The organism is Streptomyces sp. NPDC002884, from assembly GCF_040295245.1.
In the GTDB taxonomy this organism is placed as follows: Bacteria; Actinomycetota; Actinomycetes; order Streptomycetales; family Streptomycetaceae; genus Streptomyces.
In genome coordinates this window covers 150054-165963 of sequence record NZ_JBEOVB010000005.1, presented here as the reverse complement: position 1 = coordinate 165963, position 15910 = coordinate 150054, and the positions used below count along the sequence as shown (strand labels likewise).

At 72.6% G+C, this 15910-nt stretch carries 8 protein-coding genes; 1 reads left to right on the top strand and 7 read right to left on the bottom strand.

From position 1 onward, the window contains the following. Window positions 1-8: 8 nt before the first annotated feature. From ABT070_RS13180 to ABT070_RS13165, 4 genes are all read right to left on the bottom strand, one after another. Window positions 9-1055, bottom strand: coding sequence for a serine/threonine-protein kinase (locus ABT070_RS13180; protein WP_351758848.1), 1047 nt, complete (start codon window positions 1053-1055; stop codon window positions 9-11). A gap of 59 nt (window positions 1056-1114) precedes the next feature. Continuing rightward, window positions 1115-3598 (bottom strand): hypothetical protein, encoded by a 2484-nt coding sequence (locus tag ABT070_RS13175; protein WP_351758846.1) that lies wholly within the window; start codon window positions 3596-3598, stop codon window positions 1115-1117. Beyond that, the gene (locus tag ABT070_RS13170; RefSeq protein WP_351758842.1) at window positions 3595-6834 is read right to left on the bottom strand and encodes a tubulin-like doman-containing protein; all 3240 of its coding nucleotides are present in this window, start codon (window positions 6832-6834) and stop codon (window positions 3595-3597) included. Before ABT070_RS13170 ends, ABT070_RS13175 begins: the two co-directional genes overlap by 4 nt. A gap of 123 nt (window positions 6835-6957) precedes the next feature. After that, window positions 6958-9237: a vWA domain-containing protein gene (locus tag ABT070_RS13165; RefSeq protein ID WP_351758839.1), complete on the bottom strand. Its 2280-nt coding sequence runs from the start codon at window positions 9235-9237 to the stop codon at window positions 6958-6960. Window positions 9238-9563: 326 nt separating this feature from the next. Here ABT070_RS13165 and ABT070_RS13160 point away from each other — a divergent pair, with 326 nt between their 5' ends. Further along, entirely contained in the window at window positions 9564-10673 is a 1110-nt protein-coding gene (locus ABT070_RS13160) for a winged helix DNA-binding domain-containing protein (protein ID WP_351758838.1), read from the top strand. A 190-nt stretch (window positions 10674-10863) separates the two neighbouring features. Here ABT070_RS13160 and ABT070_RS13155 read toward each other — a convergent pair whose 3' ends face one another. The 3 genes from ABT070_RS13155 to ABT070_RS13145 all read right to left on the bottom strand — a co-directional run bounded on the left by ABT070_RS13155 (window position 10864) and on the right by ABT070_RS13145 (window position 15884). Then, window positions 10864-11655: a S1 family peptidase gene (locus ABT070_RS13155; protein ID WP_327185776.1), complete on the bottom strand. Its 792-nt coding sequence runs from the start codon at window positions 11653-11655 to the stop codon at window positions 10864-10866. A gap of 295 nt (window positions 11656-11950) precedes the next feature. After that, a complete protein-coding gene (locus ABT070_RS13150) occupies window positions 11951-14770 on the bottom strand; it encodes an AAA family ATPase (RefSeq protein WP_351758834.1) in 2820 nt (939 codons plus the stop codon). Window positions 14771-14993: 223 nt separating this feature from the next. Continuing rightward, on the bottom strand, window positions 14994-15884 hold the full coding sequence (locus tag ABT070_RS13145; protein ID WP_351758832.1) for a helix-turn-helix transcriptional regulator: 891 nt from the start codon (window positions 15882-15884) through the stop codon (window positions 14994-14996). Window positions 15885-15910: the final 26 nt, after the last annotated feature.

Here is a 15910-nt window from a genome sequence, read left to right as displayed (position 1 = left end):
GTTGTCCACTATCCGCCTTCCTCTGCCCTGCGGTGGCCTGTGCCCCAGCGCCCGGCCCCGCCGGCGCGCGAACGGCGCCGTGTCCAGGCCGTGCCGGATTCCTGCTGTGCCTCCGCGTCCGAGGGCGTGTCGGCCTCGGGCGGATCCGGACGGCGGACCGCAGGGGACAGGGGCCAGGCCAGCGGCCCCTTGTCGGCCAGCAGGGCGGCGAAGCGCTGCCGGGCCGCGCGCAGCGGGTCCGGTGGGCGGCCGAGGTCGTCCCAGGGGTCCGCTGCGGCTACGCGTCGCAGCATCGTCCGGGCGTCCGGCCGCTGCTCAGCGCGTTCGGCGAAGACGTCCTTGAGCAGGTCGTCGCGGACCGGGCCGGCCAGCGGCGGCACCCGATGACCGCTCGCCTCACGGGAGTTGGCGACGAAGTACACCAATTGGCCGGCGCTCCAGATGTCGTCGCGATGGTCGTTGAGACCGATTCCTTCACGCTGCTCGGGCGAGGCCCAGGGCAGGGTGCCCAACCGCTGGCGGGGCCGACCCACCTGGTCGGCGGTGCTGAGATGGGTGAGCTGTACGCGGGTGCCGTCCCAGCGAACGGTCGCGGGGCTGATCGACCGGTGCACCAGAGCCGCCCATTGCAGCAGCCGCAAGGCCCGGAACAGGCTGCTCTCGAACTTCTTCTGCTCCGTCGACAACACAAGCCCGCGGGCGATCTCGGCCATCGGCTGCCCGCCCCGCAGCGGATCGAGCAGCAGGTAGGGAGACTCCTCCTCGATGGCGTACCCGGCCAGCCGGGTGAACTCGGGAGGGTACGCCACCTCAGAGAACGCCCGGATCAGGGCCAGCCCCGAGCGGATCTCCGCCTCCAGCGCGTCCACCCACTCCGCTCGCTGGACGAATGTGGGCAGCAGCCGACGTTGCAGCAGCGTGCGCCCGTCCTCCAGCCGCAGAGTCCGGGTGCGGAATCCCGTACCGGGCTGGTACGGATCGTCCGAGCCGATGTCGAGTACCCGTACGCGTTCGGGCATCCCGGAGGAATCGACAAAGGACAGCGTCTCGTTCATACCGCCACTCTCCGGAAACACCTCGGCGCGTCAACCCAACCCTTCCGTGCCCGCCCGGGCTACCCCGCCTCGCCCGGCGCACGGGGCGCCGACGGGAACGAAGAGGCGTCTCGTGCGGTGCCGTTGCCGTCGGTGTCCCCGGGCCACACCGAGCGCACGGCGCCCGCTGACAGCGGTACCAGGCGCAGCAGTCCGGCGAACCTTCCCGACCCCGTCCACACGATCTCCGGGAGTCGCACCGACACCGGCGCGGATGCTCCGGCCGCCGACCGGACGCCGCTGTGCACGCCCTCGTCCCTGCCGCCGCCGTCACCCCGGCCGGCGCCCGACTGGTCCTCCGCCGCTTTCCAGAACGCACCCTGTACGGCCTGCGGCACGAATCCGAAGCTGTGGGCCGCGGCCGGGGTGCGGTCGAGCAGGCGCAACTGGTCGGGAGAGCAGAGCTGGAGGGCGTCACCACGGCTGTCCGGCAGCAGTACGTCCACGATGCGGTGCAGGTCCACCCCGACCAGCGTGGCGGGATCCGGCCGGTTCGCCGGTACGCGCGCGAAGGGTGGCGGAGGCGTGGTGCCGACCCGGGACAGCTGCCGCTGGTACCCGTGGACCAGCTCGTCGGTGCGGGCCACGACCGGAAGCGAAGCCGCGCTGGACGGATCCCGCAGCACGACGTGCCAGTACGGCGAGAGCACCTCGACCACGAGATCGTTGATGTCGCCGGCCAGCGTGGTCTGGAGGGTCTGTCCGGCCTGACCGATGTACTCCACCGCGAACGTGCTGCCACCGCGTCTGCCGGACAGGCCGGTGCGTTCGTTGCCGCGCGGGGCGGCGTTCCAGGCCGGGCGGGACCTGCGGCCCAGCTGCTCGGCGAACTCGGCGAGGGTGTCGCAGACCGTCTGTACCAGATGGGCCAGCGCCTTGGCCTGATCGGACGCCCCGGCCCGCGCGTCGGCCAGCAACCAGTGGCGCAGTACGCCCTGGTCGAGCACCTCGCCGAGGCTCTCGGCCGCCGTGACGGCCTCGCCCAGGCGGGTCGCCGCACGCCAGTCCCGTATCGCGGTGGTCCACAGGGCGCGGGCCGACTGCGCCACCGCCAGCAGGCACAGCACCAGCAGTGGCGCGTCGGCCCAGGCAGGCACCCCTGCCGTGCGCAGGGCGAGACCGACGGCACCGCCGACCGCCGACGCGCCCGCCAGTGCCACGGCGACCGGCGGAGACAGCCGACGCACCGAGCCCACCGTGCGCACCGCCCCCGCCGCCAGCAGGATCAGCACCAGCACCGCCCCCCACACACCCAGCGGGCTCGCCGCGGCGAGCAGCGCGGCGGCGGCACCCCACAACGCCGGCCGGACGAGGGCGGTGCCCCCGGAGGGGGGTGGCGGTTCGACCAGGGTGTCCAGCAGCCCGTCGGGGCAGATCCGGTGCAGCCGTTCGACCTGGGCGGCGCTGCCGGTGGGCACCGCGCGCCCGGCGAACTCCCGCAGCCAGGAGACGATCTCCGGCAGGGGGCGACGGCGCTCCAGCCGCACGATCACCTGTCGGCGCAGTTCCGCGCCCACCTCGTCCGGACGGGTGCCGGGCACGTGGGGCAGCTGGATACCCATCTGCGTCAGATGGTCGCGGCCGTCCGCGTTCAGTCCGGCCCGGCCGTCGACCCACTCGAAGGTCTGCTCGATGGAGTCCCGGTAGTCTGCCAGGGCGTGCCCGGCATCGTGGAGGGCCTCGACCACCTCGGTGGCCGGATTGTCCAGCCCCAGCAGGCCGCGCCAGCTCGCCAGCCGGTTCAGGCCGTCGTCCGCCTCGCTGAGCCCCTGCACGCTGCGCCAGTGTGCCTGCCGTAACAGGCTGCTCTCCGGCAGACAGTCGGCCACCGACAGGTCCTCGGGCTCGGCGTACCCGGCCAGCACGGCGAGCGCGCCGCCCGGCGCCGGCCCGGCTCGCAGGTCGTCCGGCGGCGAGGTGCAGGAGTCCAGTGCCTGAAGCTGCGCACGCATCAGGTCCTCTTCGGGCACCTCGTGCACCAGCAGCCGCAGCGCTGGACTGGCCACGGCCGAGGGGAGCTCGCCCAGTGCGGAGACCGTCTCGTCGAACACCTCGGCCACCTGGAGCAGTTCGATCAGGGGCTCCAGACCCGCGATGTCGTCCGCGGCCAGCTCCGTGTCGGTCAGTGCCAGCGAACGGCCCTGCCCCGGACGCCAGCCGATGCCCCGGACATCCCCGATCCACAGGGTTGCCGCCATGGGGGGCCTCAGCTGCGCGGGCAGGTCCAGCACATGCGCTTCCGGATCCGGGGCCGGCCCCACGGCCAGGCAGAGCACCGTGGACACCAGGGATTTCGAGCACAGCCGTTCGTATGCGGCATGGTGGGAGAGCAGGGTCGAGGTGGTGTCGATGACCAGGACGCGGGAGACGTCCGCCGATCGCACATGTGCCTCGCGCATCGCGTCCCGGAAGCGCTCGTCCAGGGCTTGAGGATCCATCACATCGGCCAGTTCGTGGCGCAGGTCCAGGCAGATGACGAGCTTGTCGCCGTTCGGGCCGCTCACTGTTCCTCCCCCCGGGAACTCGGGGGACTCATGAACCCCTGGGGCCCCAGTGCCACATCCGGGTCACCGGTGCCGAAGCGCCGGTCGTGCGCCCCGGACGGAAACGGACCGGGGGCGGGGCGGAAGGCCTGGTCGAGCTTGCGCAGCGTCCAGCCGGACATCCGGTGGGCCCGCGGGAAGGGCAGGTCGAGGGCGCCGGGCAGGGTCTCGTTCCAGAACGCCACCAGCTCCTTGTACCCGACGGTCCACTGTCCGTCAGGCTGGTCGGCCATGCGTTCCAGCAGCGTGCTTTGCTGCGGCGCCACCTCGTGCACCAGCGTGCGGAACAGTCCGTGCGGCGGTACCGGAGCCCCTTCCAGACCGTGCGGGGTGGTCGCCATGAGCTGCGAGCAGAACGCGTTGCGGATACCCCCGCTGTCGTCGGCGAGAGTCCAGGACTCGTATGCGCGCAGCAGGCTTCCCCAGCTGGACATGCCACCGCCGGGTGACTCCAGCGGGCAGACCATGGCGGCCGAGTCACGGTCCTGAAGCCCGATGCGGATCTGCCAGGGATTGATGATGTCCCCGAATACATGGAACTGGTCGTTCCACATGGCGCAGAGCAGCCGGTGCAGAATGTGCCGCCGGTCCTGCTCCGTGCCCATCAGGAAGTCGTAGCCGTAGCCCAGCCTCTGACGCCACCTCAGGTGATCGCCGGGCTGCTCGGACGCGAGCGCCTCCGCCCACAGCGTCAGCGTCCCGCGTACCTCAGGTACCTCGGTCAGGCTCATCGCGCTGCGGAACAGCACCACCGTGATCGACTCCGTCGAAACCGGCCGGAACTCGATCTCCCGTTCGCTGTCCCGGGGCAGGCGCATTTCCCGCTCCAGGAATCGTCGAACCGTCGCGTCGGACGAAGTCGCCGGATACACGATGAGGACTTTGAGCCGGCCGCTGCCCTCCGGGGAGAAGCCCACCGGGAGCAGCGAGGCGAGCTTGTGCCGGCATTGCTCCAGGGCGTCGTCGCCGACCTGCCCGCCACCTCCCGCAGCGGCCTCCGCGAGCAGCGTGCCGAGCCTCGGCAGCAGGGGCCGCTCCTCCCTGCTGCCGGGCTCCACGAACAGCCTCTTGACGCGGTGCTGGAGATGTTCCTTGATCACTGTGACCGCGCGCCGGGGGTCGGTCCGTGCCTCGTTGAAGGCCGCCCGCCACTGCTCGGCACTCACCAACCGTCCCAGCAGCGCGTGTTCACTGTCGGTCTCCCGCAGCCCTTCGGCCAACAGCAGCCGGCGCACCACCGTGTCGTAGAACGACGTCAGAGCACTCTGTGCCGGCACCAGATACGAGACGCCGGTGCGCGGTCGGTACAGGTGCCGGGTGCGCTGGGTGAACGAGGTGTGCTCGTCGTCGGCCTGCTCCTGAAACGCGGCCACCAGGGCGTTGATCTCCGCCTTGAGCCCGGCCATCGCACGGTCCCAGCGCATCGCGTGGTCCGCCCAGTGGCGATGCCAGGTGCGCCGGGACTCCCACTGGTACCAGGCGTCCTGCTGGGCCAGGACGGCGGACACCTCGGGGTCGGTCCACTTGGCCTTCACCAGCCCGCCCATCCGGTCCCGGACGCCCTGTGGCTGAGGTGGGCCGGCCATCAGCCCCGGCGGACGCTCCGGGTCGCGGCGGCGGTTCTCCAACAGTCCGGCGAAGCCGACGCGTTCCACCCGGTCCCGAGAGGCCGGGTCGCCCAGGACGACCTGATGTGCCTCGAGCAGATCGCACCGGCCCAGCAACTGGCGTACACCCCGTACCGGGTCGAAACCGGTGGCCAGTTCGGCGACCTGCTGGCGCAGCTGGCGGTCCAGGTCGCCCAGGGCGTCCTCCATCGCGGCCTGGCGCGTGGCGAGCGCGTCCAGGATGGCGCGGGCGCCGGTGACCGGTCGCGGCTCGTTGAAGGGCAGACTGGCCCGGCCCCACAACGGGTCGATGTTGGAGGCGGTGAAGAAGTCGCGGACGAGCTCCCGTCTGGAGCCGTCGGGCGGCCGTGTGGCGGAGCTCTGGAGGCGCAGGGCCGTGGCCTGGAGCCGAGAGGCCAGCAGCTCGGCCAACTCGTCGACGGGCACCGTCATGGAGGCCACCAGACTGGTCGACACCCCGCGATGACCGATACCGGTGGGGGCGACGGCGGCCCGTTCCACGTTCGTGTTGATGAACGAGTCGGCGAACGACTGGTAGAGGTGGTCGCTGTCGCGTGTCCGCCCGTCGTCGTCGCCGAGTTCGGTGCCAAGCAGCGACATCACCAGGGACACCACGCTGCGGTGCAGATCCTCCCGCTCGATTCCGGAGGTGCGGCTGAAGAGGAACGCGGTCTGCGCGGTGGACGGCCGCAGCCTCACCGCCAGTCCGCCCGGGTACTCCAGCCGAAGCCGGCCCTGCGTCCCCACGTCGTCCAGGCTGTCGTCGGTCTCAGGAGCGTTCTGGTCGTCCACCAGACGGAAGAGGTCCACCAGCGAGCGGCCGGCGTTGAGCCGGGCCGCCCGGCCGCCGCCCCGGCCGTCGTCGAAGGCGGAGGGCATCAGGACCAGGGGGTAGATCTTGACCCGGTAGTGGGCCTCCTCGAAGGCCTGTCCGATCAGATGCAGATAGTCGTAGAAGATGCCCGAACCTGTGCCGCCCGCCACCGAGAAGGCCACGAAGACGTCGCAGCTGTCCGCCAGCGTGCCGCCCAGCGACGTGAGGTCGCCTCCGGACTTGCTGATCAGCGAGATCGCTTCCCGCAGCGGCTCCAGCGCCGGTCTCAGACCGCTGCGGAACGTCTCGAACAGAGCGGATCGCCCCACGGTGGGCAGCTGCCCCGCGCCCCGGATCAACGGCGCGATCCGGGGCTCGCCCGCGCGCGGCGGCAGCCAGTGGCACAGGGGCCCCGGCAGGTTGGTGCGCAGACTGCGGGCCACCTCCGGGTAGGAGTCGAAGCGCGGCAGCAGTCCGAACGTGGCGCGCGAGGTCCTGCTGTACGCGGCCTTGAGCGCGCCGTCCGCGCGCATGTGCGGCAGCCGGTTCAGCTCGGCCTCGTTGAGGTCGGCGTAGACGAACTGGAGGCAGTCCGGCAACTGGTAGGGCAGCAACTGTCGGCCCCGCAACGCGGGGAACAGCGCGGTACCGTCCGGCCCGCACAGCGCCTCACGCAGCCGGTTCTCCAGCTCCGCGCCGATCAGGCACCCGGTGCCGCCGAGGCCGACGAAGAGCATCGGCTGGTAGATCTTCACTGGTGTTCACCTCGCGATGGCATGCGGGACGCACTCGGTGGCCTGATGATCATGGGGCGACACGGGGCCTCGTGTCCGGCCGCGGCGGGGTCCTCCTGGCGCGCCGCCCGGGCATCGCGGGCCTCAGAAGTCGTCGTCATACGGCCGCCGCGTGATGAGGGTGGTGCTGTCGGTGGCGCTCTTGCGACTGCGTTCGCCGCCTCGGGACGGCTTCTCCTGCGGTGTGGCCCGCTGCCCGTGCCGGGTCCCGGAGACCCTGGACCGCGCCGTACCGGTCGTCCCGGCGGCCCGGGTGGCGGGACGGTGGTCGGCGAAGCCGAGCGAGACCCCGTCGGTCAACATCGCGCGCTGTCCCCGCGGGACGGCGATACGCTCGCCGCCGGGCAACCGCACCGTCAGACCGCCGTCGCCCGCCCGGCGTACCCGGTAGCGACCACCGGAATCGTCCAGCAGAAGACGCTGGGTGCCGCCCGGACCGACGCGCAGCGAGAAGCCGAACTCGGAGCCGGCCCGCGCGGGTGCTCGTAGCCTGCTCATCTCGGACTCGCCCCGATAGAGGATCAGTTGGATGTCGGAGGCGTCCCGGTTGCGGCGCCGGTCCTGCCAGCGCAGCCCCACGACCACGAGCAGGGCCAGCAGCAGCGCGGCGGCCAGGCCGATGCCCTTTCCGTACCGGTCGAGGACGTCCGGCACCGGTACCACCCGTACCGTCACGAAGGCCTGTGTGACGACCTGGCCCGATGCCTCGTCCCGCACCGTCAGGTTGCCGGGAACCGCTCCGAGATCCGCCGCGGTCCCGAACCGCAGCCGCAACGGCACTCGTACCTGCTGGCCCGCCTGAACCGTCATCCGCTGTGGCGTCACGGTGAGCGCGCTGCGGGCCGAGCCACCTGTCAGTGCCAACCGCAGGCGGTGCGCGACGGTGTCGTTGTTGCGCAACTCGATGCCGCCCTGCGCGGTGCCGCCGGGGTGCACCTGGCGGTCCTCGAACACGATGGCTCCGGTCAGCAGAGGTGTCGCGGAGGCCACCTCGGTCGTGTAGGAGCGTTGGTCGCCCGCGATGCCCTCGCCGGTCATCACCCCGGTGAAGGACAACGCGCCGGTGGCGGTGCGCGGGACCGTGACGTGTGCCGAGAACTCGCCGTCGTTCGCCGCCGAGTCGGCGCCCTTTCCGTCGTCCCTGAGACGGAGGGACCGCGCGTCGAACCCGTCGCCCGTGAGTTTCACCGACACGTTGATCCCGGTCAGTTGCCCCGGTTCGGTGAGAATCACACCCTGCCGGGTCTGAAGGGTGACATGCGCCGCGACCCGTTGCCCGGCGGTCGGCAGAGGCGGGTCCACCACGATGTACGAGCGCAGCACTCCCTGCCAGATCGCGCTCGCGGTGATCCGCTGTGCCTGTGCTCCGCCGAGCACCTCGACGTGCACCCGCCAGGTACCCGGATACGGATTGCGGATCCGCAGCGCCTCCACGGGCCCGGACTGCCCCACCAGGTCGAACTCCGAGCCGTCGGCCTTGCCGTGCAGCGGCACCTTGCGCCCGCGCGGGTCGTAGTACGTCACCGCGACGGTGTCCGGGTTCTGCTTGACCACCGCGATCGAGCCGTCCGTGGCCACCGGCGGGATCGTCACCTTCAGATCGGCGGCCGACGACACCGACGGGGCTGACTGCCCAGGAGTCGCCGTGGCGCACCGAGCACCCGCGAAGGCGGTGAGCAGCAACTGGGCGACATCGGAGGAACCCTTGGCCACATGGACGGTGGGACGGGCCGAGGACAGGTTCGCGCAGCGGCTCTGGTAGCCCCCCGAAGCGAGCTCGTCCAACTGCGCCCTGTCGATGCCGGAGCCGAAACCGAGCGGCCAGATCTGCACCCTGTCCGACCGGGCCTGCGAGATCTGCTTCCGCAGTGCCTTTTGGGCGTTGGCATTGCGCGAGGTGGCGTCATTGCCGTAGGCAGGGCTGTCGCTGACGTCCAGACGTCCGTCGGTGAGCAGGAAGACGATCTTCGGAGTGTCGGCTTCGCTGTTCTTCAGCAGAGACAAACCCTGCGCCAGAGCCGCCGGGAAGTCCGTTCCGTTGCCCTCGGCGTCGGTGCGTCTGCGTAACTTCGATACACACGCGCTCAGTTGCTCTCGGCCCCCCGTGTCCACTCTCGTCAGCGGACATACGGTGTCCACCGGCGCCTGGCCCTGCCCGGTCGAGCTGCCGAAGCCGACCACGGCCGCCCGGGACTTGTCGGACACCTCCCCGAGCACCAGTAACGAGGCCGCCGCCCGCTCCGCCGCCACGTCCTTCGCCGACAGGCTGCCCGACTCGTCGACGAGGATCACGAAGTCCACGGGCGCGACTCCCAGAGCGTCCGCCGCGTGGGCGCGGGCCGTCGGAAGCGCGGTGACCAGCATCAGCAGCAGCGCGCAGACGATCGTGACCGAGCCACCACGCCGTGCGCACCGTGGCGAACTGCCCTTGTCAGACCGGTGTTCGGAGGGGCCCGTCCGCACCGGACCACCCCCCTGGCGCCCTGAGAGAACCGTGCTAGGTGGTAGTTGTAGCATCGTGCGGTCACTCCCCGTAAGAGGTTCACACAATCACGTAAGAGTGATGTTTCGGTGTACCGAACCGGGACGGAAGCCGTGCCCGGGGCAGCGGCCGCCGGGCCTCGCCGGCCGGGCCGCGCCTCGCGCGTTGCGGACGAAAGGTGTCCGCAACCCCCGCTACGTTGCCGTACATGACGAAGACGACGTACCCCGCGGGCCCCGTGCTCGGCGCTCGTGCCCTCAACCGCGCCACCCTCGAACGGCAGTTGCTGCTGCGGCCGTCGTCGATGTCCGCCGGGGCCGCCGTGGCGCATCTGCTCGGGCTCCAGGCGCAGAACGTCAAGCCGCCGTACTACGCGCTGGCCGCCCGTCTCGACGGCTTCGTCCCCGAGGAGCTGTCGAAGCTGATGGCCGGCCGGGAGGCGGTGCGCATCGTCAGCATGCGGTCCACCATCCACACCCACACCGCCGACGACTGCCTGTCGCTGCGGCCGTTCGTCCAGCCCGCCCGCGACCGTGAGCTGACGTACTTCCGCAAGGGCCTCGCCGGAGTCGACCTGGACCGGCTCGCCGTCCTCGCCCGCGACCTCGTCGAGGCCGAGCCGCGGACGATGAAGCAGCTGCGCGAGGCGCTCTCCGTCGAGTGGCCGGACGCCGACGCCCAGTCCCTCGCCGTCGCCGCCCGCTGCCGTCTGCCCCTCGTCCAGGTCACCCCGCGCGGACTGTGGGGCCGGAGCGGGCAGGTCGCGCTCACCACCGCCGAGCACTGGCTGGGCCGGCCCGCGCAGCCCGCCCCGACGGCGGACTCCGTGGTCCTGCGCTATCTGGCCGCCTTCGGCCCGGCCTCCGTCAAGGACATGCAGACCTGGGCCGGCCTGACCCGGCTGCGGGACGCCTTCGAACGCCTGCGCCCGCAGCTCCTCACCTTCCTCGACGAGCACGGCGTCGAGCTCTTCGACCTGCCCGACGCGCCGCGCCCCGACCCGCACACCCCGGCCCCGCCCCGCTTCCTCCCCGAGTTCGACAACCTCCTCCTCTCCCACGCCGACCGCACCCGGATCGTCCCGGCGGACTACCGGGGCCGCTCCTGGCAGGGCAACCAGGCGTACTGCACCCTCCTCGTCGACGGCTTCCTGGCGGGCGTGTGGAAACTGGAGCAGGACGCCCTGGTCGTCGAGCCCTTCGGCGCCCTCACCGAGGCCCAGCGGCGGGACGTGGCCGCCGAGGGCGAGCGGATGCTGGCCACCGTGCTCCCGGGGCAGCCCCACGACATCCGGTTCGGGACCGTCCTGCGGCCGTGACCACCGCGCTGCACCGCCGGACGGGCGGCCCCCCGGCAGTCGAGAAGCCCCCACCGGCGACCGGTGAGGGCTTGGATAGGGGGCGCTGCGGGCCGCTCGTGGAGGCTCGCAGCGCCCCCCGGTCTTTCCCTGAGGGGTACTCAGGAGATCTCGGGGACTGCTACGCGGTCACCGGTCGGGAGCCGACCGGCTAGGAGTTGACCTGCGTCGTCACCAGGCTGGAGAAGGTGGTCAGCCGGGTGTACACACCCGGGTAACCGGCCTCCGCGCAGCCCTCGCCCCAAGAAGTGATCCCTGCCAGGACGCCCCCGATGAGCAGGGGACCGCCGCTGTCGCCCTGGCAGGTGTCTACGCCGCCGGATGTGTATCCGGCGCAAACCATGTCGGTCGCGACGAAGTCGGAACCGTAGGAGCTCTTGCAGCTGGTGTCGGACACGATCGGGACGGTCGCGGTCCGCAGCTGGTTGGAGGAGCTGCCGTTCTCCGAGGTGGTGCCCCAGCCGATGATGCGGGCGGTGGTGCCGGCCGCGTACACGCCGGTCTGGGACGAGGAGACGTACGAGGCCGTGGTGTACGGCATCGACGTCGACAGGGTCAGGACGGCCACGTCGTCACCGTTGGTGGCGTCCGTGTAGCTCGGGTTGATCCAGATCTTGCTGACCCGGCTGACCGTGCCGTTGGTGCCGTTGAGGTAGGTGCGCCCACCGACGACGCGCACACTGCTCGTGGTCTCGCCGACCATACAGTGGGCGGCCGTGACCACCTTGGTCGCCGAGACGAGGGTGCCGCCGCAGAACTGGTTCTGCGAGGCGTCCGTGATCTGCATCATGAACGGGTACGTCGTGGTCGTGGTCGTCGTGCCGCCGACGATCGGCTGCGGCGCTGCGACAGCGGTGGGGGCGCTGAGCAGTGCGGTCGCCGCCGCCGCGGCGGTCGCCGCGAGGACGGCGGCGGTCTTCTTGAACCGGTTGAGCCCGAACATGGATCTCCTCGGTGGGGGATTGCCGGTGGGGGGTCGCGCGGGTGTGGGGGGTTACACGGGGGTCGCGGGACCGACCCCCGTATGCCCGGGCGAGCGGCACGTCCCTTAAGCTAGAACCCGGCACCCGCTTCCCCCAATGAGGGAACCCCCTAAGGGAGTTGGGGCAGGGAAAACCCTCGGTCGGCTCAGGGAAGCCACAGTCGCCGCCGAGGGGACGCTCAGAGAACCCGCATCGCGGGGCCCGGCACCCGCCGGGGGTGGGGAGCCCCCGAGGGGCAGTTAACCCGCGGAATCCTCACTTCGCGTGATGCCCCGCCGCCAGTCGGACGATGTCCACCCGGGAACGGATCCCCAGCTTGCGGTAGACCCGGGTCAGGGTCGCCTCGACCGTCTTGACGCTGATGAACAGGCGCGCGGCGATCTCCCGGTTGGTCGCGCCCTCCATGACGAGCGCCGCGACCTGACGCTCCATCGAGGCGAGTCCCTCCAGCGCGTCGGACGGGGGAGCCGTCGGCCGGGGCACGGCGAGCGCCTCGGGGGTGGCCGCCGCGGCCGCCGCGTCCACCTGGCGCAGCCAGGGCAGCGCCCGGCACCGCCGGAACAACCGCGCCGCCTCGTCGTACGAGGTCGGACCCGGCCGCCCGGTGCGCAGCACGGCCAGCGCGAACGCCGCCCGCGCCTCCTCCAGGCCGTACCCCAGCTTGGCGAGCCGGTCCTGGACGGACGTCAGCCGGGACAGCGCCGCCTCGTGATCGCCGCGCGCCGCCCGCACCATCGCCTCCGCCCGGTCCAGCACGGCCAGCACGCTCTCCCGGCCCAGCCTCAGCGCGTGCTCGCGCGTCACGTCGATGACGTCCTGTGCCTCGCCCGGCTCGCCGACCCGGACCAGCGCCTCGGCGAGGTCGCCCTGCCAGCGGCCCCGGGCGGGGTCGGTGATGCCCAGACCCTGCTCCAGTTCCCGCACCCGGCGCAGCGAGCCGACCGCGCCCGCCGCGTCCCCGGCCACCAACTGGGCGTGCCCGAGCGCGGCCAGCGCGCGCGAGACGTACATCTGGTCGCCGTCCTCCTCGGCCTTCCCCGCCGCCTCCCGGGCCAGCGCCAGCGCCCGGTCGACGTCACCGCCGGAGGCCTCGGCGAGGGAGGCCAGCATCGCGGAGGCGCCCAGGCCGATGCCGGAGTCCCGGGCCAGCCGGAGGCTCTCGCGGGCCAGGTCGAGGGCGCGCCCGCAGTGCCCGGAGCGCAGCTCGGTCTCGGCGAGGAAGCGCTGGAAGTGCACCTCGCTCTCGACCATCCCGCGCCGGCGCACCTCGCGCAGCAGCGCGGTGATGGTCGCCCTGGCCTCGGGCAGCTGATCGCTCATCAGCAGCCAGCGGAACCGGGCCGCCCCGACGCCGTTGTGATGGCACGCCACGTAGGGGTCCTGGGGTTCCCTCAGGGCCCGCTTGATGGTGGTGGGGGCGTTCGGGTGGCCCATCAGGGTCTCCGTCGAGGCCTGGAAGGAGAGCGCCATCAGCTCGGTGCGCCGGTCGTGCCCGCGGGCCGCCAGGTCGGCCGTGTGCGCGGCCTCCTCGCGGGCCTCGGCGAAGTCGCCCTCCACGATCAGCTTGCGCCAGGCCAGCCGGTAGTGGACCAGGGCGAGCAGCCGCGGGTCGTCACCGGCGTCGGCGAGGGCCTGCGGGAAGACGGCGTCGACCTCGCCCAGGGACTGCCCGGCGGCCTCGATCACCACCTCCCAGGCCCGGATCCGCTCGGCGGGCACGGTCGCCCGGGTCAGCACCTCGCGCGCGATGTCCCGGGCGAGGTCCACCTCGCCGGCGGTGATCGCGTCCTCGGCGGCCTGGAGCCGCCGGTCGTCCGGCGCGGGGGCGCCCTCCGGCGGGGTGTGCCGGGCGGCGAGCAGCCCGAGGGAGGCGGCGACCGAGGGGGCGCCCCGGTCGCGGGCGAGCGCGGCGGCCTCGGCGAGCCGGGCGGCGACCTCCGGGTCGGTGCCGGTGGTGGCCAGGGCGAGGTTGCGGGCCCGCTCGATCGGATCGGAGGCGGCGGTGGACAGCGCGGCGTGCGCGGCCCGGCGCTCCTGGGCGGGCGCCTCCGCGTACAGCGCGGCCGAGATCAGCGGATGCGCGAACCGTACGGCCGGACCCTCGGGCTCCGTCGCCAGCAGCCCGAGGGCCGCGGCCTGCGCCGTCTCGGCCTCGGCGTTCTCACGGCCGGCCGCGTGCAGCAGGGCCAGCGTGGGGCGGGCGCCGGCGCTGGCCACGAGCAGGGTGCGGCGGGCCTCGTCGGACAGCATGTCGAGGCGGCTGAGGACCAGGGCGCGCAGGGAGGTCGGCACCGGCAGGGGCTCGCCGGGCCTGGGCGGCGTCGGGCTCTCGCCGAGGGCGCGGCCCAGTTCCAGGGCGAAGAGCGGGTTGCCGCCGCTGGTGCGGTGGATCTCCCGCATCGTCGAGCGGGGCAGGTCGGTGTAGCCGCGGTGGTCGAGCAGCGCGGAGACCTGGGCGCGGGAGAGGGGGTTGAGCCGGACGGCCAGGGTGTCGGGCGGGGACGCGCGTAGATGCCGGTCGTACTCCTGCTCCTCCGTCCGCACCGCGCACAGCAGCTGGACGGGGGTGTCGCCGAGGCGGCGGGCGGCGAAGCCGAGGAGTTCGGCGCTGGCCGAGTCCAGCCACTGCAGATCGTCGGCGACGAGCAGGACGGGACCCGCGGCGGCGAGGGCGCGCAGGGCCGACAGCACGGCCAGCCGCAGGGCGAGGCCGTCGCGTTGCAGAGTCGATTCGCCTCGGCCGGTGAGCGCCGACTCCAGGGCCGTGCGCTGGGCGACGGGCAGCTTGTCCGAGATCTCGTCCAGCACGAGGCCGAAGAGGTCGGCCAGAGCCAGGAAGGGGAGGTGCGATTCGGACTCGGTCGCCGAGCAGCGCAGGACGGTGCGGGCCGACTCGCCGTAATCCGCGGCCAATGCCCGCAGCACGGTCGACTTTCCTATTCCGGCCGGGCCGTGCAGCAGCACACTGCCGCCCCGCGTCAGCTGCTCGCGGGCGGCCGTGAACAGCTCGTCCCTGCCGATGACCAGGTCGGGGCGGCATCTGGCAGGCTCCTTGAAGTCCCGTCGCACGGTCACCGCTCCCCTCCGAGTGTCGTGTCCGGGCCAAATTCTAGGCAACGTCCCTTTGAAATTCGGAGACACGGCGTGGTGAGCCATATAACAACGTGACGCATAGGGAAATTCATGGAGACGATGAATGAATGGTCACTTGTCGTGAGGGGCCTCCCTGGCTTGATGTGATCGCTGCTCCCCGGCATCTTGCACCGCCCGCGCTACGGGCGTGTTGCGCGCCCCGCGTTCAGGGCAGCAGGCCCGCCCGCCGGGCCGCGACCACCGCCTCTCCCCGGGTGCGCGCGCCCAGCCTGCGCATCGCCGACCTCAGATAACCCTTGACCGTCTCCGGGCGCAGCCCCAGCCGCTCGGCGGCCGCCGCGTTCGTCGCCCCCGCCGCCACCCACGCCAGCACGTCCAGCTCACGCGGGGCCAGGGCGGCCGGCTGCCCCGCCGACCGCTCCGGCGGCCCCGAGGTCAGCAGCCCGCAGACCGCGAGGAGCTCGGCGCGCAGGGTCGGGTCGGCGATCCGCGGAGCCAGGGCGCGCAGGGCCGTGTGCGCCTCCCGCACCTGCTCCCGGCTCGCTCCGGCCCCGGCCCCGGGAGCCGCCCCGGGACCCGTCCCGGCGCCCGGACCGGGTCCCGTGCCCGCCCCGCCCGGCCGGGCCGCCGTCAGCAGGTCGCGCGCCTCGTCCCCGACCACCAGCGCCTGCTCCACGTCCCGCGCCGCCTGCACGGCCGCGGTCAGCGTGCGGTCGCCCAGCGGCTGGGCCGTGCGCAGGGCGCCGTACAGCACCCCGCGCACCCGGCGCCGGACGATCACCGGGATCGCCAGCACCGAGCGCAGGCCCTCCTCGGCGACGGCCGCGTCGTACTCGTGACTGATCTGCCGGGAGAGGGAGTAGTCCGTCACCGCGCACGGGCGGGCCAGTGCCACCGCCTTGCCGCCGAGGCCGTTGCCGGAGGTCACCGCCAGCCCGCGCAGCGCGAGACCGGCCGCGCCGCTGAACTCGCTGATCCGCATCCGCTGCCGCCCCGGCTCCACCAGACCGCCGAAGGCGACCGGCAGCCCCGTCGCCCGCCGCAGCCGCGCCAGCGCACCGCGAATCTCCACCGTTCCGGCCGCGTCTGCCGCCACGTTCTCGCCCTTTCCGCGCGGCGTGG

Bases quoted from the DNA above. Each gene is read 5' to 3' on its own strand.
- ABT070_RS13180 (WP_351758848.1), bottom strand. From the start codon at position 1,055: ATGAACGAGACGCTGTCCTTTGTCGATTCCTCCGGGATGCCCGAACGC.
- ABT070_RS13165 (WP_351758839.1), bottom strand. From the start codon at position 9,237: ATGCTGGTCACCGCGCTTCCGACGGCCCGCGCCCACGCGGCGGACGCT.
- ABT070_RS13160 (WP_351758838.1), top strand. From the start codon at position 9,564: ATGACGAAGACGACGTACCCCGCGGGCCCCGTGCTCGGCGCTCGTGCC.
- ABT070_RS13155 (WP_327185776.1), bottom strand. From the start codon at position 11,655: ATGTTCGGGCTCAACCGGTTCAAGAAGACCGCCGCCGTCCTCGCGGCG.